This is a genomic window from Pseudomonas sp. YQ_6, assembly GCF_043103245.1.
Classification (GTDB): Bacteria; Pseudomonadota; Gammaproteobacteria; order Pseudomonadales; family Pseudomonadaceae; genus Aquipseudomonas; species Aquipseudomonas alloputida.
In genome coordinates this window covers 15,069-35,176 of sequence record NZ_JBICJR010000023.1, presented here as the reverse complement: position 1 = coordinate 35,176, position 20,108 = coordinate 15,069, and the positions used below count along the sequence as shown (strand labels likewise).

General features: G+C 63.0%; 19 protein-coding genes. 9 read left to right on the top strand and 10 right to left on the bottom strand.

Going from position 1 to position 20,108, the window contains the following annotated elements; genetic code table 11:
* Window position 1: 1 nt before the first annotated feature.
* From ACF8FG_RS05825 to dsdC, 9 genes are all read left to right on the top strand, one after another.
* Window positions 2–697, top strand: a complete 696-nt coding sequence (locus ACF8FG_RS05825; RefSeq protein ID WP_014591372.1) for a DUF3726 domain-containing protein — start codon at window positions 2–4, stop codon at window positions 695–697.
* A 27-nt stretch (window positions 698–724) separates the two neighbouring features.
* Entirely contained in the window at window positions 725–1,096 is a 372-nt protein-coding gene (locus ACF8FG_RS05820) for a RidA family protein (RefSeq protein WP_014591373.1), read from the top strand.
* Between the two features lie 431 nt (window positions 1,097–1,527).
* Window positions 1,528–2,937 (top strand): circularly permuted type 2 ATP-grasp protein, encoded by a 1,410-nt coding sequence (locus ACF8FG_RS05815; RefSeq protein WP_004576482.1) that lies wholly within the window; start codon window positions 1,528–1,530, stop codon window positions 2,935–2,937.
* A gap of 3 nt (window positions 2,938–2,940) precedes the next feature.
* The gene (locus tag ACF8FG_RS05810) at window positions 2,941–3,891 is read left to right on the top strand and encodes an alpha-E domain-containing protein (protein WP_003254074.1); all 951 of its coding nucleotides are present in this window, start codon (window positions 2,941–2,943) and stop codon (window positions 3,889–3,891) included.
* A complete protein-coding gene (locus tag ACF8FG_RS05805) occupies window positions 3,888–4,667 on the top strand; it encodes a transglutaminase family protein (protein WP_014591374.1) in 780 nt (259 codons plus the stop codon). The genes ACF8FG_RS05810 and ACF8FG_RS05805 overlap by 4 nt, the downstream gene beginning before the upstream one ends.
* 73 nt (window positions 4,668–4,740) lie before the next feature.
* Window positions 4,741–5,463, top strand: coding sequence for a proteasome-type protease (locus tag ACF8FG_RS05800; protein ID WP_014591375.1), 723 nt, complete (start codon window positions 4,741–4,743; stop codon window positions 5,461–5,463).
* 410 nt (window positions 5,464–5,873) lie between these two features.
* Entirely contained in the window at window positions 5,874–7,217 is a 1,344-nt protein-coding gene (locus tag ACF8FG_RS05795) for a gluconate:H+ symporter (RefSeq protein WP_041167018.1), read from the top strand.
* A 34-nt stretch (window positions 7,218–7,251) separates the two neighbouring features.
* Window positions 7,252–8,601 carry a D-serine ammonia-lyase gene (locus ACF8FG_RS05790; RefSeq protein WP_019436697.1) on the top strand — a complete coding sequence of 450 codons (1,350 nt, stop codon included), beginning with the start codon at window positions 7,252–7,254 and terminating at the stop codon, window positions 8,599–8,601.
* Window positions 8,602–8,636: 35 nt separating this feature from the next.
* Window positions 8,637–9,584, top strand: coding sequence for a DNA-binding transcriptional regulator DsdC (dsdC, locus tag ACF8FG_RS05785; RefSeq protein ID WP_014591378.1), 948 nt, complete (start codon window positions 8,637–8,639; stop codon window positions 9,582–9,584).
* Between the two features lie 76 nt (window positions 9,585–9,660).
* Here the strand turns inward: dsdC and ACF8FG_RS05780 are convergent, their stop codons facing one another.
* The 10 genes from ACF8FG_RS05780 to pedF form a co-directional block, all read right to left on the bottom strand.
* On the bottom strand, window positions 9,661–11,325 hold the full coding sequence (locus tag ACF8FG_RS05780; RefSeq protein WP_318078557.1) for a NahK/ErcS family hybrid sensor histidine kinase/response regulator: 1,665 nt from the start codon (window positions 11,323–11,325) through the stop codon (window positions 9,661–9,663).
* Window positions 11,309–12,472, bottom strand: a complete 1,164-nt coding sequence (ercA, locus tag ACF8FG_RS05775; RefSeq protein ID WP_014591380.1) for an alcohol dehydrogenase-like regulatory protein ErcA — start codon at window positions 12,470–12,472, stop codon at window positions 11,309–11,311. Before ercA ends, ACF8FG_RS05780 begins: the two co-directional genes overlap by 17 nt.
* A gap of 89 nt (window positions 12,473–12,561) precedes the next feature.
* Window positions 12,562–12,834: a pyrroloquinoline quinone biosynthesis peptide chaperone PqqD gene (gene pqqD / locus ACF8FG_RS05770; RefSeq protein WP_014591381.1), complete on the bottom strand. Its 273-nt coding sequence runs from the start codon at window positions 12,832–12,834 to the stop codon at window positions 12,562–12,564.
* Between the two features lie 51 nt (window positions 12,835–12,885).
* Window positions 12,886–12,957, bottom strand: coding sequence for a pyrroloquinoline quinone precursor peptide PqqA (gene pqqA / locus ACF8FG_RS05765; protein WP_003243383.1), 72 nt, complete (start codon window positions 12,955–12,957; stop codon window positions 12,886–12,888).
* 232 nt (window positions 12,958–13,189) lie between these two features.
* Window positions 13,190–14,710, bottom strand: a complete 1,521-nt coding sequence (locus ACF8FG_RS05760; RefSeq protein ID WP_003254088.1) for an aldehyde dehydrogenase family protein — start codon at window positions 14,708–14,710, stop codon at window positions 13,190–13,192.
* A gap of 316 nt (window positions 14,711–15,026) precedes the next feature.
* Window positions 15,027–16,814: a PQQ-dependent alcohol dehydrogenase PedH gene (pedH, locus tag ACF8FG_RS05755; RefSeq protein ID WP_019436699.1), complete on the bottom strand. Its 1,788-nt coding sequence runs from the start codon at window positions 16,812–16,814 to the stop codon at window positions 15,027–15,029.
* Between the two features lie 195 nt (window positions 16,815–17,009).
* Window positions 17,010–17,933, bottom strand: coding sequence for a quinoprotein relay system zinc metallohydrolase 1 (locus tag ACF8FG_RS05750; protein ID WP_318078552.1), 924 nt, complete (start codon window positions 17,931–17,933; stop codon window positions 17,010–17,012).
* Window positions 17,934–17,971: 38 nt separating this feature from the next.
* Window positions 17,972–18,733 carry a quinoprotein dehydrogenase-associated SoxYZ-like carrier gene (locus ACF8FG_RS05745; RefSeq protein ID WP_019436701.1) on the bottom strand — a complete coding sequence of 254 codons (762 nt, stop codon included), beginning with the start codon at window positions 18,731–18,733 and terminating at the stop codon, window positions 17,972–17,974.
* An 8-nt stretch (window positions 18,734–18,741) separates the two neighbouring features.
* A complete protein-coding gene (locus ACF8FG_RS05740; protein WP_014591385.1) occupies window positions 18,742–19,617 on the bottom strand; it encodes an ABC transporter substrate-binding protein in 876 nt (291 codons plus the stop codon).
* A 5-nt stretch (window positions 19,618–19,622) separates the two neighbouring features.
* Window positions 19,623–20,084: a cytochrome c-550 PedF gene (gene pedF / locus ACF8FG_RS05735; RefSeq protein ID WP_010953594.1), complete on the bottom strand. Its 462-nt coding sequence runs from the start codon at window positions 20,082–20,084 to the stop codon at window positions 19,623–19,625.
* Window positions 20,085–20,108: the final 24 nt, after the last annotated feature.

Here is a 20,108-nt window from a genome sequence, read left to right as displayed (position 1 = left end):
CATGCGCGTATCGCTTAACGAAATACAGGTGATGTGCCGCAAGGCATTCGAAGGCATGGGCTTCGCCCCGGGCGACTGCGAGGATGCCGCCGAACTCGTGGGCTGGTTGCAACTGCAGGGGCTCGATGGCGTCGGTGCACTGGAAAAGGCGTTGCGTTATCTAAAAGCCGAAGCTGCACGGCCATACGCCTTGTGCCATGAGGATAACGCCCTGCTGGTGATCGACGCCAAGGGCCAGAGCGTGTTGCGCTGCGCCGCGACGGTGGTGGAACTGGCGGCAGCCAAGGCCATGCGCTGTGGTCAGGCCGAACTGCGCATACGCCACTGCCACAACCGTTTGCTGTTGCTGGGCTACCTGAGCCGGGCAGCGGTGCAGGGGCTGCACGTGCAAGCCCGCTGGGAGGACGCCCGCCAATACCACCTGGCCGATTTTACCGCCGGCATGCCGCGCCCGGAACTGAGCAGTGAAACCCGGCCCCAGGCCATTGAAGCGGCCGCGCAAGACGTAACGGTGCTGTTCACCCGAGCAGGCCAGACCGCCCAGGCAATAACCGACCCGCAGCGCACACTGCAGCAAGGTTTTACAGTCAACGAACATACCTGGCAAAGGCTCAGGCAGTTGGCCGAACACATCCTTGTCGAGAGCACCGATGCCTCACGCCGCCACGGTGCAGGCGGCGGCAGCGACGCCGACTGAACACCCTTGCCACTGAGGAAACAACCCATGAAGCATGCGATAAAGACCGAGCTGTTCGCCTCCAGGGCGCCACTGGAATGGGCGGTCGTTGGCAACGGTACGTTGTACACTGCGCAGATCCCAATCGATACGCAGGGCCAGGTGGTTGCCGGCGGCATCGAGGCCCAGGCCCGCCAGACACTGGACAACCTGCGCCACACCCTGGAAGCCGCTGGCAGCTCGCTGGATGCCGTGACCCAGGTGCTGATCTACGTGACCGACCGCCGTTATCTGGCAACTGTAAATGCCGTGTACGCCGAGTATTTCCAGGCACCCTACCCCAACCGCGCGGCCGTAGTGGTAGCTGGCCTCGCCCGGGAAGAAATGCTGGTGGAGCTGGTGGTCTACGCCTGCCCCTGACGCCCTGAAGGCGCCCGTCTCACGATATTCAGCGTTTGCGCAATCGAGTGCCGCCCACGCGGCGCTCGATGCTTGCCCCCTCCGCCCCAAATCATGCACCTTGAATATTCCCTTTTTCTCCCGCCAGGCACCGGCCTGCGCCCCATTTCGGTTCAAAACCCGCGCCCGGATCAAAAGCGCCCTTTTTTGATGCGCCGGCCCTTGCGGCCAGGCAGCTCACATCGGGTGTGCCCCTCACATTTCCCGCCCCCAGAACCGCCAGGCGTATTCGGCACTTTTATTGCACAGACTCATTGTGCTCAACGCACAGGCAATCTACCGAGACCGAGGTTAACGCGAGACACAGCTCCCACTTACCCCAGCAAGGCAGCACCCTGAAAGACGCAGATGAACCGCAATGAAGCTGCCGGCAACGGCGGCAAGGAGTGGGTATGTCCCGGGCTTTTTTCAATGAAATGTACGAAGCGAACGGCACTTGCCGCCCGCATTACCAGGAGTTCGCCCGCTGGCTGGCCAACACCCCGCTGGAGTTGCTGGAACAGCGCCGGCGCGAGGCCGACCTGCTGTTTCACCGCGCAGGCATCACCTTCACCTTGTACGGCGACAAACAGGATACCGAGCGCCTGATCCCCTTCGATATCATCCCGCGCAGCATCCGCGCCAGCGAATGGCGCACGGTCGAGCGTGGCTGCATTCAACGGGTACAGGCGCTGAACCTGTTCCTGCAAGACATCTACCACGACCAGCGCATCCTCAAGGCCGGCATCATCCCGCCAGAGCAAGTGCTGGCCAACGAGGGCTACCAGATCGCCATGCAGGGCCTGGACCTTCACCGTGGGCTGTATGCGCATATTGCCGGTGTCGACCTGGTACGTGACGGCGATGGCAGCTACTTCGTGCTGGAGGACAACCTGCGCACCCCCAGCGGCGTCAGCTACATGCTCGAAGACCGCAAGATGATGATGCGCCTGTTCCCCGAACTGTTTGCCGCCCAGCGCATCGCGCCCATCGATCACTACCCCAACCTGCTGCTGGACACGCTCAAGAGCGCCAGTCCACTGGACAACCCCACCGCGGTGCTGCTCACGCCCGGCCGTTTCAACAGCGCCTATTTCGAGCATGCTTTCCTGGCCCGGGAAATGGGCATCGAGCTGGTCGAAGGCGCCGACCTGTTCGTACGTGATGAGCATGTGTACATGCGCACCACGGCCGGCCCCCACCAGGTGGACGTGATCTATCGTCGCCTGGACGACGACTACCTCGACCCGCTGTCCTTCAATCCTGACTCCATGCTGGGCGTGCCGGGGCTGATTTCGGTTTACCGCGCCGGCAATGTGGTACTGGCCAACGCCGTCGGCACTGGCGTGGCCGATGACAAATCCATCTACCCCTTCGTCGACGACATGATCCGCTTTTACCTGAGCGAAGAACCGATCCTGAACAACGTGCCGACCTGGCAGTGCCGCAAGCCGGCGGACCTGTCCCATGTACTGGCCCACCTGCCCGAACTGGTGGTCAAGGAAACCCAAGGTTCCGGCGGCTATGGCATGTTGGTCGGGCCCGCCTCGACCAAAGCCCAGATCGAGGACTTCCGCGCGCGCATCAAAGCCCGCCCGCACGCCTATATCGCTCAACCGACGCTGTGCCTGTCAACCTGCCCGACCTTCGTCGACAGCGGCATCGCACCGCGTCACATCGACCTGCGCCCGTTCGTGTTGTCGGGCAGTGAAACCCGCCTGGTGCCCGGTGGCCTGACGCGCGTGGCGCTCAAGGAAGGCTCGCTGGTGGTCAACTCGTCGCAAGGCGGCGGTACCAAGGACACCTGGGTGGTGGAGGACTGAGCCATGCTTTCGCGAACCGCTTCCGACCTGTACTGGATGTCCCGCTACCTGGAGCGTGCAGAAAACCTCGCACGCATGCTCGAGGTCAGCTACTCGCTATCGCTGATGCCCCAGGCCGGGCGCAGCGACGGCCATGCCGAACTGGCAATGTCGCTGATGGCCTCGGGCATGCTGGATGACTACCTGCGTCGCCACAAGGAACTCGACACCGAGCGCATGCTGCACTTCTTCGCCCTCGACGCCACCAACCCCAGCAGCATCTACTGCTGCCTGCAGGCCGCCAGGACCAATGCCCATGCAGTGCGCGGCCGTATCACTGCCGACATGTGGGAGAACATCAACGCCACCTGGATCGAAATGCGCAACATCGCCAGCAATGGCCTGGGTCGCTATGGCATCAGCCAGTTCTGCGACTGGGTCAAGGAACGATCGCACCTGTTCCGCGGTGCGACCTCCGGCACCATCATGCGCAACGATGCCTACAGCTTCATTCGCCTGGGGACCTTCCTGGAGCGGGCGGACAACACCCTGCGCCTGCTCGATTCGCGCTATGAAATGTTCGGCGAGGCCTCCGAAGAGGTCAGCGACGACTCCGCCCGCGGTTATTATCAATGGAGCGCCCTGCTGCGCGCGCTGACCTCGTACGAGGCCTTCAACGAGCTCTATCGCGCCGCGCCCAGCGCCCGGCCGGTGTCCGAGCTGTTGCTGTTGCGGGTGGACGTGCCGCGCTCGCTGCATGCCTGCATCGAGGAACTCGACCTGATCCTGGCGGGCCTGCCGGGCAGTACCGGGCGGGCCGCCCAGCGTATGGCCGCCGAACTGAACGCGCGCCTGCGCTACACCGCAATCGACGAAATCCTTGATGCAGGGTTGCACCCGTGGCTGAGCGACTTCATCGGCCGCATCAACCAACTGGGCCAGGCCGTCCATCACTCCTACCTGGAGGTTGTATGAAACTGTCCATTCGCCACGACACGACCTATAGCTACGCCAGCGACGTGTGCAACAGTATCCAGTTCCTGCGCCTGACGCCGCGCAGCAGCGAACGCCAGCGTATCAATCAATGGCAACTGGACCTGCCCTGCAAGGTCAAGGGCCAGATCGACCCTTACGGCAACATCCTGCATGTGCTGACGCTGGACAAACCCCATGGCCACCTGGCGCTTACCGCACACGGCCAGGTCGAGATCGACCCGGATTGCGAACACGAAACCGAGAGCCAGTCGCCCCTGCCGTTCCTGCGCGGTAGCCACCTGACGCTGGCCGACAACACCCTGATTGCTTTCGCCGCCCGGCAATGTGGCAGTCACCGCGACCGGGCAGCACTGATCGGGCTGATGCAGGGCCTGGCCGAGCACATGCCCTACAGCCCAGGGGCCACGTCGGTGGGCACCACGGCCATCGAAGCCTTCAGCGGTGGCGCAGGCGTGTGTCAGGACCACACGCACGCCTTCCTGGCCTGCGCACGCAGCCTGGGGGTGCCGGCACGCTATGTTTCCGGCTACCTGTGCACCGAGGACGAACAACACCTGGCCAGCCACGCCTGGGCCGAAGCCTGGGTCGACGATGCCTGGTACAGCTTCGACATTACCAATCGCCTGACCCGGCCAGAGCGTCACCTGAAGCTGGCGGTGGGCCTGGACTACCTCGATGCCTGTCCGGTCAGGGGCGTACGCCGCGGCGGCGGCGCCGAATCGATGCAGGCCAGCGTCCACGTGCATCGCCAGTGACAGGCTGGCTTCAGACCGGTCTTGCCGCGCGAGTGCGGCAAGACCCTTCCACACGCAACACAAGGGAAACCGCATGACTTACTGTGTCGCCATGCACCTGGAGGACGGGCTTGTCTTCATCAGCGACTCACGCACCAACGCCGGCATCGACCAGATTTCCACGTTCACCAAGTTGTTCGTCTTCAGCGTCCCGGGCGAGCGGCTGATCGTGCTGCAGACCGCCGGCAATCTGGCGACCTCGCAGTCGGTGGTAAACCTGCTGCAGCAACGCACCCAGGGCAACGGCCCCCACCTGCTGAACGTTGCCACGCTCTACGATGCAACGGTGCTGGTCGCCGACACCCTGCGCGAGGTGGTCAAAAGAGACCGCAGCAAGCTCACGGCCGATATCGACCTTAGCAGTTCATTCATCGTCGGCGGCCAGATAGCCGGCGGCCCCATGGCCATCTACAACGTGTATGCACAAGGCAATTTCTTCCAGGCCACACCGGACACCCCGTTTCTGCAACTGGGTGAAAGCAAGTACGGCAGGCCAATACTCGACCGCAACCTGGATTACCGCACACCGCTCGATGAAGCGCTGCGCTGCGGCCTGATTTCGTTCGACTCCACCATCCGCAGCAACCTGTCGGTGGGCATGCCGCTGGACTTGCTGGTGTACCGCAATGACAGCCTGGAAAGCATGACGCGCAAGCGCATTACCAGCGACGATGCCTATTACCAACAGATTCGCAGGCAGTGGAGCGACGGCTTGAAAACCCTGCTGGCCGAACTGCCAGCGCCGCCTTATGGCTGAACAAGCAAACGGTTCAGATCCTTTGCCTGTACCGGCCCTTCGCGGGCTTGCCCGCTCCCACAGGTACTGTGCAAGCCTTGAAGGCTGTGATGTCCAGTGGGAACGGGCGAGCCCGCGAAGGGGCCGGTACAGGCAACACCTCAGTAAAGCCAATGTGTAATGTTCCAGACTCCGTGGGTTATCCTGCGCCTTCCCCCCTGTCACGATACTGTCATGTCGTGCACTGCTACACCGGTGCAAAACCACTGCGCCGAACAGACTCCCGCAATGCCGCCCCATGCCATGCATGACATGGGTTCAACTGTGGCGTGAGGAGTGATCGTTTGAGTCGATCAAATCGCTGAAATCTAATGGGTGCAAACCAACAAGAAGCTCGCACGGAAGCGATCAGCGATAGAGAAAACCACACGATGACTCCAACGTTCTCATTACTCGTCCTGGGCACCGCGATACTCCTGATCGTCGTCATGATCAGCAAACTCAAAGTACACCCGTTTCTGGCCTTGATGGCCGCAAGCCTGGTGGTCGGTGTCGGCACCGGCATGGCGCCAACGGCAATCGTGGCGGCATTCGAGAAAGGCATGGGCAGCACGCTGGGCTTTCTTGCCGGCATCATCGGCCTGGGCAGTATCCTCGGCAAACTGCTGGAGGAATCCGGAGGCGCCAGGCGCATCGCCACCACACTGTTGAACAGGCTGGGGGAACGCAATGCCTCGTGGGCAATGATGCTCGTCGGCTTCATCGCCGGCATCCCGGTATTCTTCGAAGTCGGCTTCGTCCTGCTGATTCCGTTGATCTACGTGGTTGCACGGCAAACCCGTATCAGCATGCTGTACCTCGGCGTGCCGCTGGCCACCTCGCTGATGGTGGTGCACTGCATTCTCCCGCCACACCCGGCCGCCACAGCCATCACCGGCATGCTCAATGCGGATATCGGTACTGTCATCCTGTACGGCCTGATCGTTGGCCTGCCGACCGCTATCATCGCGGGCCCGGTGTGGGTTCGCTTCACCTGTAACCGTGAAGCCGGCGAATCCCAGCAGGCCTTCCTGTCTGCGCGCACGGTGGCTCAAGCAGAAGAGCAGGCAATGCCCGCGTTCGGCATCACACTCACCACTGTACTGCTGCCACTGGTGTTGATGGTCGGCAAAACGTTGGCCGTCACGGTCCTGGACAAGGGCTCTGCGCTGTACGAGTGGGTGGCCTTCCTGGGCAGCCCACTGATTGCCCTGACGCTGTCGGTGGTGTTCGCCTACTGGGCACTGGGCTTGCGCCGCGGCCTGGATATGGCAGACCTGCTGAGCCTGACCCAGCGCTGTTTCCCTCCCCTGGCCGGCATTCTGCTGATCATCGGTGCAGGCGGTGCCTTCAATGACATGCTCGTGGGCAGCGGCATCGGCAAGGCACTGGCCGATGTGCTGAACCAGACGCAGCTCAACCCGATCATCCTCGCCTGGTTGATCGCCGGGATCATGCACTTTGCCGTCGGCTCGGCCACCGTCGCGATGATCAGCGCGGCCGGCATGGTAATGCCAATCCTTGGCCAGCACCCGGAATACAACCGGGAAATCCTGGTGATCGCCATCGGCGCCGGCGCCATCGGCTGGACCCACATCACCGACTCGGCGTTCTGGGTGGTGAAGGAGTACCTGGGCCTTTCCCTGAGTGATGCACTGAAGAAGTTCACTGCCGCTACAGTGCTGGCCTCGGTAGTCGCCTTGTGCCTGACCCTGCTCCTTTCGAAGATTGTCTGATCTACTCTGCACATACCGCACTACAGGTGAAATCATGATTCACGGAAAAACCCTGGAAGCCTGGCAACAAAGCCACCCGATCATCGCCGAGCTGATGGCCCTGAAGCCAACCAGCTGGTTCAACCCTGGCATCGCCAAGGCTGCAGAAGCCCTGCACGACGTGGGCCTGACGGCGGCCGACGTGCAAGCGGCCAGCGCGCGGCTGCAGCGGTTCGCGCCTTACCTGGCCACCGTGTTCCCCGAGACGACAGCGGCCGGCGGGGTCATCGAGTCGCACATCACCCCGCTGCCACAGCTGCGCCAGCTGCTTGTCGAGGAGGGATCGCTGCAGAACGCAGGCAGCCTGTGGCTCAAGGCGGACAGCGACTTGCCTATCTCCGGCTCGATCAAAGCCCGGGGCGGCATCCATGAGGTGCTCAAGCACGCCGAGGACCTGGCCCTGGCTGCCGGCTTGATCACGCCAACGGATGACTACACCAAACTGGCGAGCGACCAGGCCCGCGCATTCTTCAGCCAGTACAAGATCGCCGTGGGCTCGACCGGCAACCTGGGGCTGTCGATTGGCATCATGAGCGCCAAGCTGGGCTTCCAGGTGAGCGTGCACATGTCGTCTGACGCCAGGCAATGGAAGAAGGACAAGCTGCGGGCCAACGGCGTCACGGTGGTCGAACACGCCTCCGACTACAGCGTGGCGGTCGAGCAAGGCCGCCAGCAGGCGGCATCCGACCCCAGCTGTTACTTTGTCGACGACGAAAACTCCCCGCAGCTGTTTCTCGGCTATGCCGTGGCCGCCGAACGGTTGGCGCGGCAATTCGACCAGGCGGGCATCCAGGTAAACGCAGATCATCCATTGTTCGTGTACCTGCCGTGCGGCGTAGGGGGCGGCCCAGGCGGTGTTGCGTTCGGGCTGAAACTGGTATTCGGCGATGCGGTGCATTGCATCTTTGCCGAGCCTACCCATTCCCCCTGCATGCTGCTGGGTGTCTATACCGGCCTGCACGATGAAACCAGCGTGCAGGACTTCGGCATCGACAACATCACCGCCGCCGACGGCCTGGCGGTCGGGCGCCCATCAGGGTTTGTCGGCAAAGCCATGCAGCGGCTGATCGATGGTTACTACACCGTGACCGACGAAGAACTGTACCGCTTGATGGTCATCGCCCATGAGCAGGACAAGGTCAAACTGGAACCCTCTGCCCTGGCCGGCGTACCCGGTATGCTGCGGGTGCTGCAAGCAGGCGAGTACCTGGCTCGCCAGGGCTTCACCCCAACCCAGCTGCAGCAGGCTACACACCTCGTCTGGGGGACGGGTGGCAGCATGGTGCCGGACGATGAGTTCAACGCCTATCTGGCGAAAGGGCGCAGCCTGCAGGCAAACGTGTGACCGCAATCAGCTCACGGCGCAGGAAGGATTGATCAATGAAAAAGCCCGGCGGCGGCGCCGTGAAACTCAATGGCTCGCACCTGGGCAGCCTGCATGTCTTTCTGGTGGCGGCACGCCACTTGAGCTTCTCGCGCGCCGCCGATGAGCTGTGCCTGACGGCCAGTGCCGTGAGTCACCGCATCAATCGCCTGGAAGATGAGCTGGCGCTCAAGCTGTTCCACCGCATGCCGCGCAAGGTCAGCCTCACCGAAGACGGCGAGCGCCTGTTCGCGGTCATGCAACGGACCATGGATGAGTTAAGCGAGGCCGTGCAGGAACGTGCTCACGCCGAAATCGCCGGCCAGTTGACGTTGTATGTGCGCCCGTCAGTCGCACAATGCTGGCTGGTGCCGCGGCTGGCGCAGTTCACCGCCCGCTACCCTGATATCCAGCTGGATATCAGGGTGGGCAACGAGAGCATCGATTACCGCACCCGCAAGATCGACCTGGTCCTGTGTTATTCGGATGGCCATCACCCGGGGCTGCAGAGCATCCACTTGATGGACGAGCGGATCGCCCCGGTGTGCTCCCCCCGTTACGCAGAAACCCATGCGTTGACCGGTGACCTGCACCCGCTGGATCATTGCACCGCCTTGCATGACGTAGCGGCCTGGGACAACGCTGCATTCGATGCTGAATGGCAGCTCTGGGCCAACACCACAGGTGCGGGTATCAGCCTCCCGCGCCGATTCCTCACATTCGATCGCTCCGATCTGTGCACACTCGCGGCGCTGAACCACTCAGGCATCGCCATCGGCCGGGAACAACTGGTCAGGGAACGCATTGCACAGGGTGAACTGGTCCTGCCGTTCGGTGGGTTCGTCAACACCCCCAACCATGGTTATTACCTGGTCTACCCGCACCATGACCCGATGCCCAAACGCCTGCAGGTGTTGATCGACTGGCTCGTGGAATGTGCCCACTCATCCAGTGCAAGTCATTGAGCGACTCAACCTGTTCAGCAGATCAGCCAGCGCGTCAACGGATCTCAGCGTTCGCTGGGCGGGGCCGCATCAAGGCCTACCCCAGTAACTGGCTCAGCACCGCCCGTAACTTGCCCGGTTTGACCGGTTTGTTCAGCAACGGCGCGCCAAGTTTCTGCAATGATCGCCGGCACTGGTCACTGCGGTCCGCGGTGATGATCACGGCAGGAATGGGACTGGCAAAGTGTTCGCGCAAGTGCCTGACCACCTCACATCCGACCACGCCGTGGTCCAGGTGAAAATCCGCCAGGATCAGTTCCGGTGCCTGCCCCTGCAGCGCCAGCAAAGCCGCCTCCTGATCGGTGGCGGTGACCACCTCGCAGCCCCACTGCCCAAGCAGGGCACCCATGCTCTGGAGAATGCTCACTTCGTTATCCAGCACCAACAAGCGGCGGCCCGGCAATGGATTGCCGGCACTTGGCTGCAGCAATGCCTGGTGAACAGCCTGCGGCAGCTGCTCGCCAATCGGCACCTCGATGCTGAACACCGAGCCACGCCCTGGCCACGACCGCACCTCGATCCGGTAACCGAGTATCTTGGCGATCCGCTCGACGATGGCCAGCCCCAGGCCAACGCCCTTGCGATCCGCTGCACGCCCCACATCCAGCTGATTGAACTCGAGGAATATGTCCTGCAGCCGGTCCTGCGCAATGCCCCGTCCGGTATCCCACACCTCCAGCCGCACATGACCACCGCGGCGCCTCGCCCCGAGCAGGATCCGCCCCTCCTCGGTATAGCGGCAAGCGTTGCTGAGGAAGTTGCGCAGGATGCGTGTGAGTAACCGCAGGTCAGTACTGATGGCGTAGTCGGCTATGCGTGCGTGCAGCTTCAAGCCCGCCGCCTCGGCCACCGGGCTGAACTCCGAAACCAGCGGCGCGAACAACTCATCCAGACGGTACACGGCCACATCCGGCTTTACCGCCGCCTGGTCGAGCCGGGAAATGTCCAGCAGGTCGGTCAGCAGGTCTTCCGCGCCCTCCAGGGCCTGGTGGGTACGCTCCACCAGCACATGCTCGGCCTCTGGCAATGGCCGCTCGCGCAAGGTCGAGATCAGCAAGCGCGCGGCGTTCAACGGTTGCAGCAGGTCATGGCTGGCGGCGGCGAGGTATTTATCCTTGCTGCGGTTGGCGGCTTCGGCGGCATCACGCGCCTCCAGCAATTCATCGGTACGCGCAGCGACCCGTTGCTCCAGTTCGTCATTGAGCTGCTGCAGGCGCTGCTGGGCCAGCTTGCGTTCGGTAATGTCGGCGACAAACCCCTCCACCAGCCCTTCATGGCCGGGTTTGAGCAGCAGGTTCATCAGCACATCGAGATGGCTGCCGTCCTTGCGCCGCAGACGAGTTTCGTAGCCGTGCAGGCTGTGCTCCCGGGCGAGTACCGCGGTAATGGCCTGTAACTCCTCGGCACCGCCATCAAACAGGTTGGCGGCCAGGTCAGTCAGGGAAAAAAGCACCGCTTGCGGGTCGTCATAGCCGAGCATGCGCGCCAGCGCCGGGTTTGCGGCGCGCATGCCGTCCTGAAGGCTGGCTTGGAAAATACCGTGCACGGCGTTTTCGAACAGCCATTTGTAACGGTTGCGTTCGGCTTCCAGTTCGTCCAGGCGGGCGGACAGCTCCGGGTAATGGCTTTTGCGCGCCGAGTGGTCACCCAGCCCCAGCAGCCCGGCCAACGCCCGCTGCTGCTCGTCAGAGGGCCTCGCCATAGACCACCTCGACATCACGCTGGCTGGACGCACGGGGGTTGGTGAGGATGCACGGGTCGTCCATCGCGTGTTGCGACAGGAACGGGATATCGGAGGTGCGCACCCCGTGCAGGCCCAGGGTTTCATGGAAGCCGATAGCATGCTTCAGGGCAATCAGGTGCTCCACCAGCCGCCCGCAGATCTGCCGGTGATTGAGACCGCGGCAGTCGATACCGAACACCTCGGCGATCACCTTGAAACGCTCCGGCGCCGAGCTGTAGTTGAACGCCACCACGTGCTCCACCAGCACCGCGTTGCACAAGCCATGGGGCAAGTCGAGGAAGCCACCCAGGCTGTGCGACATGGCGTGCACTGCGCCCAGAATCGCATTGGAGAACGCCAGGCCCGCCTGCATGCTGCCGAGCATGATCTTCTCGCGCAGTGCAATATCGGTGGGGTTGGCGATCATCTCCACCAGGTTGCCATTGATCAGGCGCATGGCTTCCAGCGCATGGGGGTCGGTCAGCGGTCCGTGGCCGGTAGACACGAAGGCCTCGATGGCATGCACCAACGCATCGATGCCGGTGCAGGCCGACAGGAACGGGTCCATGCTCAGGGTAGTCTGCGGGTCGATCAGCGACACGTCCGGCACCACCGCCTTGCTGACGATGGAGAACTTCATGCGTTCCTGCTGGTTGGAAATGATCACGAACTGCGACACGTCCGCCGAGGTGCCGGCGGTGGTCGGGATCAGGATCAGCGGCGGGCTGGGCACGCGGATCATGTCCACGCCTTCGAATTCGAGGATGCTGCGCCCATGGGCCACCACGATACCGATGGCCTTGCCGCAATCCATCGGGCTGCCGCCACCGACGGCGACGATCACATCACAGTGGTTCTGCCGATAGATCTCGGCGCCCAGCATCACCTCCTCGACCCGCGGGTTGGGTGATACCGCTGTGTACAGGCAGTAGTCGATTCCCTGGGCCTGCAGGCTGGCCTCCACATCCGCCACCCAGCCGGCGGCGATCACGCCAGGGTCGCTGACCACCAGTACCTTGCGCGCACCGAAGGTTTTGGCGTAATTGGCCACATTGTGCCGGCAGCCGGCACCAAAGATGATTTCAGGCGATACGAACTTGCGAAGGGGGCTGAAACTCTGGCTCATCGGTAAGCCTGTTCTTATTGTTCTGGAAGATAACCGCCAGCGTAAAGCATCCCACCACGAAAGCAACCAGACCAAAGCGGGGCTACCGGTCATTCTATCCAGGATTTGGCGCGGGCCACCTCCAGAAACGCCAGTACGTCCTCTTCGAGCCCCGGTACATCGGGGAAGCGTTGTGCCAGGCGGTCGATGACCGTTGCCACGGTACTGTGGCCGTCCAGCAGCTCCAGGACCCAGCCGGCACTGGCATTGAGCTCGATGATGCCCCCAGCGTACAACAGCACGTGGCAAGCCTTCCGTGGCTCCCAGTCCAGGCGCAAGCCTCGCCCCAAGGCAAGGGCCTGCTGGCGATCAATCAGGTTCACAGGCACATGCTCCAGGAGGATCCGGCCACCGTGGCGATGGCCGGGCCGTCATCAACGGTTGGCGAAATACATCGTCACTTCGAAGCCAATGCGCAGGTCGGTATAGGCGGGTTTAGTCCACATAGGGCAAGTCCTCTTCTTGTGCCGGAGGATTCCGGTAGAAGCATTAATGCACGGGGGCGGAGCGGACCGAATGCTACTTTGGAACGAGCTGGCGGGGTGCGTTGGTACGGGTAGGCCGTTACGTGTGCGGGCCTCTTCGCGGGCAAACCCGCGCCCACAGGTTCTGCACCGGTTCTGGAACCAGCGGTGAACCTGTGGGAGCGGGCGAGCCCGCGAAGGGCCGCGACGCGGTTTAGAAGAAGCCCAGCGGATTGATGTCGTAGCTCACCAGCAGGTTCTTGGTCTGCTGATAATGGTCAAGCATCATCTTGTGGGTCTCACGGCCAACACCGGACTTCTTGTACCCCCCGAACGCCGCATGCGCCGGGTACAGGTGGTAGCAGTTGGTCCACACTCGCCCGGCCTTGATCCCGCGGCCCATGCGGTATGCACGGTTGATGTCGCGGGTCCACAGGCCGGCGCCCAGGCCGAATTCACTGTCGTTGGCGATCGCCAGCGCTTCGGCTTCGTCCTTGAAGGTGGTCACGCCCACCACCGGCCCGAAGATTTCTTCCTGGAACACGCGCATCTTGTTGTTGCCCTTGAGCAGGGTTGGCTGAATGTAGTAGCCGCTGGCCAGGTCACCCTGCAGGCGCTCGGCACCACCGCCGGTGAGCAGCTGCGCACCCTCCTCCCGGGCAATCTCCAGGTACGAAAGGATCTTGTCGTACTGTTGCTCGGACGCCTGGGCACCCACCATGGTTTCGGTATCCAGCGGGTTGCCGCGGGTGATCTTGGCGATCTTCTTCATCACCTCGGCCATGAACGGTTCGTAGATCGACTCCTGGATCAGCGCCCGTGACGGGCAGGTGCACACCTCGCCCTGGTTGAAGAACGCCAGCACCAGGCCTTCGGCAGCCTTCTCGATGAATGCCGGCTCGGCCTGCATGATGTCTTCGAAGAAAATGTTCGGCGACTTGCCACCCAGTTCGACGGTGGACGGGATGATGTTCTCGGCCGCGCACTTCATGATGTGCGAGCCCACCGGAGTGGACCCGGTAAAAGCGATCTTGGCAATGCGCTTGCTGGTGGCCAGCGCCTCGCCGGCCTCACGGCCAAAGCCCTGGACGATGTTCAGTACGCCTGCCGGCAACAGGTCGGCGATCAGTTCGGCAAAGACGGTAATCGACAGCGGCGTCTGCTCAGCGGGCTTGAGCACCACGCAGTTGCCAGCGGCCAAGGCCGGGGCGAGCTTCCATGCGGCCATCAGCAGCGGGAAGTTCCACGGGATGATCTGCCCCACCACGCCCAGCGGCTCGTGGATGTGATAAGCCACGGTGCCTTCGTTGATCTCGCCTACGCCACCCTCCTGGGCGCGGATGCAACCGGCAAAATAGCGGAAGTGGTCCGCTGCCAGCGGCACGTCGGCATTCAAGGTTTCGCGTATGGCCTTGCCGTTGTCCCAGCTTTCGGTAACCGCCAGCACTTCCAGGTTCTGTTCGATGCGGTCGGCAATTTTCAGCAGTACCCGCGCACGGTCTTGCACCGAGGTCTTGCCCCAGGCTTCGGCGGCGGCATGCGCGGCGTCCAGGGCGCGCTCGACGTCCTGGGCTGTGGAGCGCGGGAATTCGGCAATCGGCTGGCCATTGACCGGCGAGCTGTTGGTGAAGTACTGGCCAGCCAACGGCTGCACGAACTCGCCACCGATGAAGTTGCCATAACGGGGTTTGAAGGATACGACGGCGCCTGGAGTTCCGGGTTGTGCGTAGATCATGCTGAGCCTCTGCGGGTCGGTGCCTGTCCCACGACAGGCGATGCACCGATGGTAACAAGCCCGCGTGCCGGGCGAATGCATCGTTGGCAGCGGGGCTCTCGTCATTTGGTAGCAGGCTCTGTACGAAAAGTCTTGAGACGCAGGTCAGGCAAGGCGAAAACAGCCGAGGAACGGCCGGGGTCGCGCCCGACTGTACTGGAGTACATGAGCACTCCGAGGCGGTTTTCAACGCAGCATGAACAAGTATCAAGGCTTTTCGTCAGAGCCTAGGGCCGCTTGCTACCGATCAGCGGCAGCAAGCGGCAGTAGGCAGGCGTTATGGCTTGGCGCTTGCCGTTTGCTGCAACTGCTTGGGCAACTTGAAGGTCCAGAGCATGCCGCCCTGGTTGAAGTCCTTGACCCGTTTGGCCACTTCGCCGCCCCACAGCGGCACCGCGCCGCCCCAGCCGGATACCACCGAAACGTATTGCTCGCCGTCCATTTCCCAGGTGACGGGCGAGCCAAGCACGCCTGAGCCAGTCTGGAATTCCCAGACCTTGTCGCCGGTCTTGGCGTTGAATGCCTGCAGGAAGCCCTCTGGCGTGCCCGTGAACACCAGGTTGCCCTTGGTGGTCAGCACACCCCCCCACAGCGGCGCGTAGTTCTTGTGGCGCCACACTTCCTTGCCGCTGACCGGGTCGATGGCGCGCAGCACGCCGATGTAGTCTTCGTTGAGCGGCTTGATGGTGAAACCGGCTCCGAGGAACGCCGCACCTTTCTTGTAGGCGATGCCTTCGTTCCAGATGTCCATGCCCCACTCGTTGGACGGCACGTAGAACAGCCCTGTGTCCTTGTTGTAGGCCATCGGCATCCAGTTCTTGGCGCCGAGGAAGGCCGGCGCGACGAACACCGAGCTGCCCTTGGCCTCGCTGCCGGGGGCGCCCGGGCGGCTGGCGTCGTTGTAGATCGGCCGGCCGTCCTTGTCCAGGCCAGTGGCCCAGGTGATCTTGTCCACGAAGGGGAAGCCGCGGATGAACTTGCCGTTGGTGCGATCGAGCACGTAGAAGAAACCGTTGCGGTCGGCCGTGGCGGCAGCCTTGACCTCCTTGCCGCCGTCCTTGTAGTTGAACGAGATCAGCTCGTTGACGCCGTCGAAGTCCCAGCCGTCATGCGGCGTGCTCTGGAAGTGCCACTTGATGGTGCCGTCGTCCGGGTTCAGTGCCAGGCGTGAGGAGGAGTACAGGTTGTCACCGGGGCGCAGGTGCGAGTTCCACGGTGCCGGGTTACCGGTACCAAACAGGATCAGGTTGGTTTCCGGGTCGTAGTAACCACCCAGCCAAGGGGCGGCACCGCCGGTCTTCCACAGGTCGCCAGGCCAGGTCTTGCCCGCCTCACCGCCGGAAATACCGTTCTCGATCGCCTTGCCGTCCTTGTACACATAGCCCATGTGCCCTTCCACGGTGGGGCGCATCCACAGCAGCTCGCCGTTCTCCGGGTTGTACGCCTGGATCTTGCCCACCACGCCGAACTCGCCGCCGGCAACGCCTGTAATCAGCTTGCCATTGACGATCATCGGCGCGGCGCTGATGGAGTAGCCTTCTTTGTGGTCGGCGACCTTCTTGCTCCAGACCACCTTGCCGGTGTCCTTGTTCAGAGCCACCAGCTTGGCGTCCAGCGTGCCGAAGAACACCAGGTTGCCGTACAGCGCGACGCCGCGGTTGATCACGTCGCAGCAGGGGCGGATGTCATCCGGCAGACGTGCATCGTATTGCCACAGTTTCTTGCCGGTGCGGGCGTCCACGGCGAACACCCGCGAGTAGGAGCCGGTCAGGTACATCACCCCGTCCTTGATCAGCGGCTGGGCCTGCTGGCCGCGCTGCTTCTCCCCGCCAAAGGAGAATGCCCAGACCGGGCGCAGTTCCTTGACGTTATTGACATTGAGCAGGTCCAGCGGGCTGTAGCGCTGGCCCTGGACGCCCAGGCCATTGGTCACGATCTGCTGCGGGTTCTTCGGGTCCTGGAGGATTTCTTCATTGCTGACAGCGGCGTGAGCGGCGCCGGCAAGCAGCATGGCGCTGAGCACCAGGCTCACGGCGAACAAGGGGCGACGTGGGGATCGGGTCATGACGGCTACCTTTGGTTTTTTTGTTGTGCCCGGGAAAATTTCCCGGTGTGTCGGGAATTCTTGGTCCCGACCCGATTGCCAACAATTGCTCGCAGTGCGGAGTTTTCTAGTTCCTTGGTAGGGGCCTGCGCGATGGATGGGTGCAGCCATAGAGCGCTGCGCGGGCGGTGCGGGGGCTCACAGGCACCGTAAATGTCATGGCAAGCGCTGCAACTGCTGGCGCTCGTAACGCGGGTACAGGTGGCTGACACTGCGGATCAGCTCATAACGCGTCAGGCTGATCCCGGCAAACCGTTCGGGAATGGGGCTGCGGATCATCTCGGCCATGTCGTCGCCGCGCGCCGCGCCATCACGCATCAGGCCATCGAGCCAGCCCAGGTAGTCACGCATCTGCACGAACGGCTGCGCATCACTGGCCAACGGGCCATGCCCGGGTACAAGCTGTTTCCAGGGCAGTGCCTGCAGGGTATCCAGGTCCTTGAGCCACACATCCAGCCCCGGGCTGTTGGGCGTGGTCAGGGCGCGTTGGTAGAACACCAGGTCGCCGGCAAACAGCACGCCGGTCTTTTCATCGAAAATCGCCAGGTCGGCACCCGTATGCCCGCCCAGCCCCAGCAACCTCAGGCGGTGCCCACCCACCTCATGCACACCCGGCTGCAGCACCCGGGTCGGCAGCACCACCTCGGTACCGCGCATCCAGTCGCCGACCAGGCGATACATGTTTTCGGCCATGGCATCGCCCTGCTGGCGCAGCAGGTCGCGGGTGCCGGCCAGGGCACCGATCGGCACATCGGCAAAGGCTTGGTTGCCCAGCACATGGTCAGGATGATGATGGGTCAGCAGCACCTCCACTACCGGCTTGTCGGTGAGGGTGGAAATTGCCTTGCGCAATGCCTCGCCATAGCCCTTCGATGGCCCGCTGTCGATCACCACCACACCGATGTCGGTCACGATGAACGCGGTGTTGACCACATTACCGCCATTGGCCTTGGCGAAATTGTCGGTGCTGCCTTCCAGCAACCAGGTGCCCTCGGCGATCTGCCGGGGGGTAAGCCGGTACGCCAGATCAGCCTGGGCCGGCAGTCCCAGGCACAGCAGCAACAGCAGGATCCAACGCATGACGGTGCCTCTGGTCAGGGTGAAATCAGACAACGCGCTCAGGGCAGCGCCGCCTCGAACTGGTTGCCGCTGTTGTCCCGCAACAGCAGCCGTGTTGGCCCAGGGCCCTGAATGTCAAAGCCCAGGTTGGGGTTTTCGCTGACCGCCGGGTACAGCTCCAGGCTGGCCAGGCGCTGGCCATCTGCACCTTGCAACTCGGCATGGTTGAGAAAGAATTCAGGAATGCCGCTGACCAGGCCGTTATCCATCGGGTGGGCCACCTGCAGGCGCAGGCGGCTACTGTCGCCACGCGGGTAGCGCCCGCCCAGTACCTCACCGAGGTGCTCCTCCCAGCCGGGCTGGGTGCGCACCACGCTGGGTGCGGTACAACCGCCGCCGGCAGCATCGATCAGGGTCGAACCGACGTGCCACAGGCCATCGCGTGTCAGTACGGCGGCGCGCAACGGTGTGGCCTGTTCGATGCGGATGCGGATCGACAACCAGGGCAACACGCGCTCGCCAGGCTGAAAGTCGACGATACGCGGCAGAGGGTTCAGTTCTGCCCAAGCGATAATCCGCACGACATCGCCCGTGAACGCCCGGGCGTCGATCTCCAGCGGTACCTGCCGTGCATCCTCGGCAAAGGGCGGCGCCAGAAGCTTCACACGGTCATCGAACACGAACGCCGCCTGCCCCAGCAACTGCTTGTGGTAGAAGTCCCACATCACAGAAGGCACCGGGTCTGTGTGGGTGCCTTGTGTCGCAGCCTGGGCGGCCCAGGGCATCCAGCAAGCCAGCAGGAAAGTTGCTCGCCAGTTCATGGGCACTCCTATTGATACATCTCCGGGACCTCGTAACGCAGGCCGTAGGCGGCATACATCGCCTTGAGCCGGCCATCGCGAATCATCGCTTCCATGGCCTCCTCCACGGCATAAGCCAACTGCCGGTTGCTTTCATGCACGGCCATGCCGATTTCCCAGGCCTGTTTACCGAGGTTCGGGTAGGCGTTCTCTGCCAAGGCCAGTTGCGCATCGGCGGCCTGGTGCAGCTGCCAGTCAACCTCGCCGCGCATCGCCATCACAGCGTCTACCTGGCCGGCCTGCATCGCAGCAAATGCCTGCTGCACGCTGGGGTAATGGTGGGTCCTGGCGCTGAGCATGCCGTTGAACACCGACGTCAGGTAGAACGATGGCACGCTGTCCACCTCTACCCCGATAGGGTGCTGCTGGAATACCGCGACACTGGCCACCGAGGCCAGGCGACGGCGATCGTAGGCCACCTGCCAACGCTCCTGCTGATAGGGGCCGAACATCACCACCTGGGCGTTTTCCAGCTCCCCCAGCTCATTGCGCCGCTGCGCGTAGGCGCGATCGTAAGGCACCCGCATCATCAGGTCGGCCAATTGCTGATGACGCAGCGGGCTGCCACGCCAGATGTAGTCGCGCAGGTCATCGTCGAGCTTTTCTCCGGGTGGCGCCCAGATCAGTTGCAGGCGTACCCCCAAGGCGGTGGCCAGGGCCTGCGCCAGCTCCACATCGACACCACGCGGCTGGCCGTGGTCCTGGAAACTGTAGGGGGCGAAATCCTTGTACACAGCCACCTTGAGCTCGCCGGCAGCGATGATCGCGTCATAGTTGCGCACCTGCGCCTGGGCCGCCGCGCAACACAGCAGCAGGCCACTCAACAGCACCGCCCACAGACGCATGGCCGTCACTCCTCGACGTGCACGCTGTCGAGGTAGGTGCGCACCGCCCACAGGGCTTCCTGGCTGAGGTAATCGGCCATCTTCGGCATGTACACGCGGCCGTCGCGAACCGCGCCGTGGCGTACCCGCTCGACGAACCATTCATCACCGGCATCACCCGCGTCGAGCATGCGCAAGTCAGGCGCGATACCACCCGACTTGGCCTCCAGGCCATGACAGGCAGCGCAGTTCTGGTTGTAGGCCGAGGCGCCGATTTCCACGGCCTTGTCGTGCTCGGGCGAGCTGCGGTACGGGTTGACCGCGGCCCAGCCGTCGCCGTCCAGGCTCACGCCAGTGTCCTTGATCGGGGTCAGGCCCTTGGTCTCCACTGCCTGGGGCACCACGTTGCCATGGGCCCAGGCTGTACCGGTCAGCACGGCTGCGGCCAGCAACCCAGCAGCAAGCAACACATTGCATTTTGTTGTCATTGTTATGCCCTCACCATTGCACAC

Coding starts and splice junctions, on each gene's coding strand:
- ACF8FG_RS05750 (WP_318078552.1), bottom strand. CDS start 17,933: ATGCGTTGGATCCTGCTGTTGCTGCTGTGCCTGGGACTGCCGGCCCAG.
- ACF8FG_RS05820 (WP_014591373.1), top strand. CDS start 725: ATGAAGCATGCGATAAAGACCGAGCTGTTCGCCTCCAGGGCGCCACTG.
- pedH (WP_019436699.1), bottom strand. CDS start 16,814: ATGACCCGATCCCCACGTCGCCCCTTGTTCGCCGTGAGCCTGGTGCTC.
- ACF8FG_RS05740 (WP_014591385.1), bottom strand. CDS start 19,617: ATGCGTCTGTGGGCGGTGCTGTTGAGTGGCCTGCTGCTGTGTTGCGCG.
- ACF8FG_RS05815 (WP_004576482.1), top strand. CDS start 1,528: ATGTCCCGGGCTTTTTTCAATGAAATGTACGAAGCGAACGGCACTTGC.
- ACF8FG_RS05760 (WP_003254088.1), bottom strand. CDS start 14,710: ATGATCTACGCACAACCCGGAACTCCAGGCGCCGTCGTATCCTTCAAA.
- pedF (WP_010953594.1), bottom strand. CDS start 20,084: ATGACAACAAAATGCAATGTGTTGCTTGCTGCTGGGTTGCTGGCCGCA.
- ACF8FG_RS05795 (WP_041167018.1), top strand. CDS start 5,874: ATGACTCCAACGTTCTCATTACTCGTCCTGGGCACCGCGATACTCCTG.
- ACF8FG_RS05805 (WP_014591374.1), top strand. CDS start 3,888: ATGAAACTGTCCATTCGCCACGACACGACCTATAGCTACGCCAGCGAC.
- dsdC (WP_014591378.1), top strand. CDS start 8,637: ATGAAAAAGCCCGGCGGCGGCGCCGTGAAACTCAATGGCTCGCACCTG.
- ACF8FG_RS05745 (WP_019436701.1), bottom strand. CDS start 18,733: ATGAACTGGCGAGCAACTTTCCTGCTGGCTTGCTGGATGCCCTGGGCC.
- ercA (WP_014591380.1), bottom strand. CDS start 12,472: ATGAGCCAGAGTTTCAGCCCCCTTCGCAAGTTCGTATCGCCTGAAATC.
- ACF8FG_RS05790 (WP_019436697.1), top strand. CDS start 7,252: ATGATTCACGGAAAAACCCTGGAAGCCTGGCAACAAAGCCACCCGATC.
- ACF8FG_RS05780 (WP_318078557.1), bottom strand. CDS start 11,325: ATGGCGAGGCCCTCTGACGAGCAGCAGCGGGCGTTGGCCGGGCTGCTG.
- ACF8FG_RS05810 (WP_003254074.1), top strand. CDS start 2,941: ATGCTTTCGCGAACCGCTTCCGACCTGTACTGGATGTCCCGCTACCTG.
- ACF8FG_RS05800 (WP_014591375.1), top strand. CDS start 4,741: ATGACTTACTGTGTCGCCATGCACCTGGAGGACGGGCTTGTCTTCATC.
- ACF8FG_RS05825 (WP_014591372.1), top strand. CDS start 2: ATGCGCGTATCGCTTAACGAAATACAGGTGATGTGCCGCAAGGCATTC.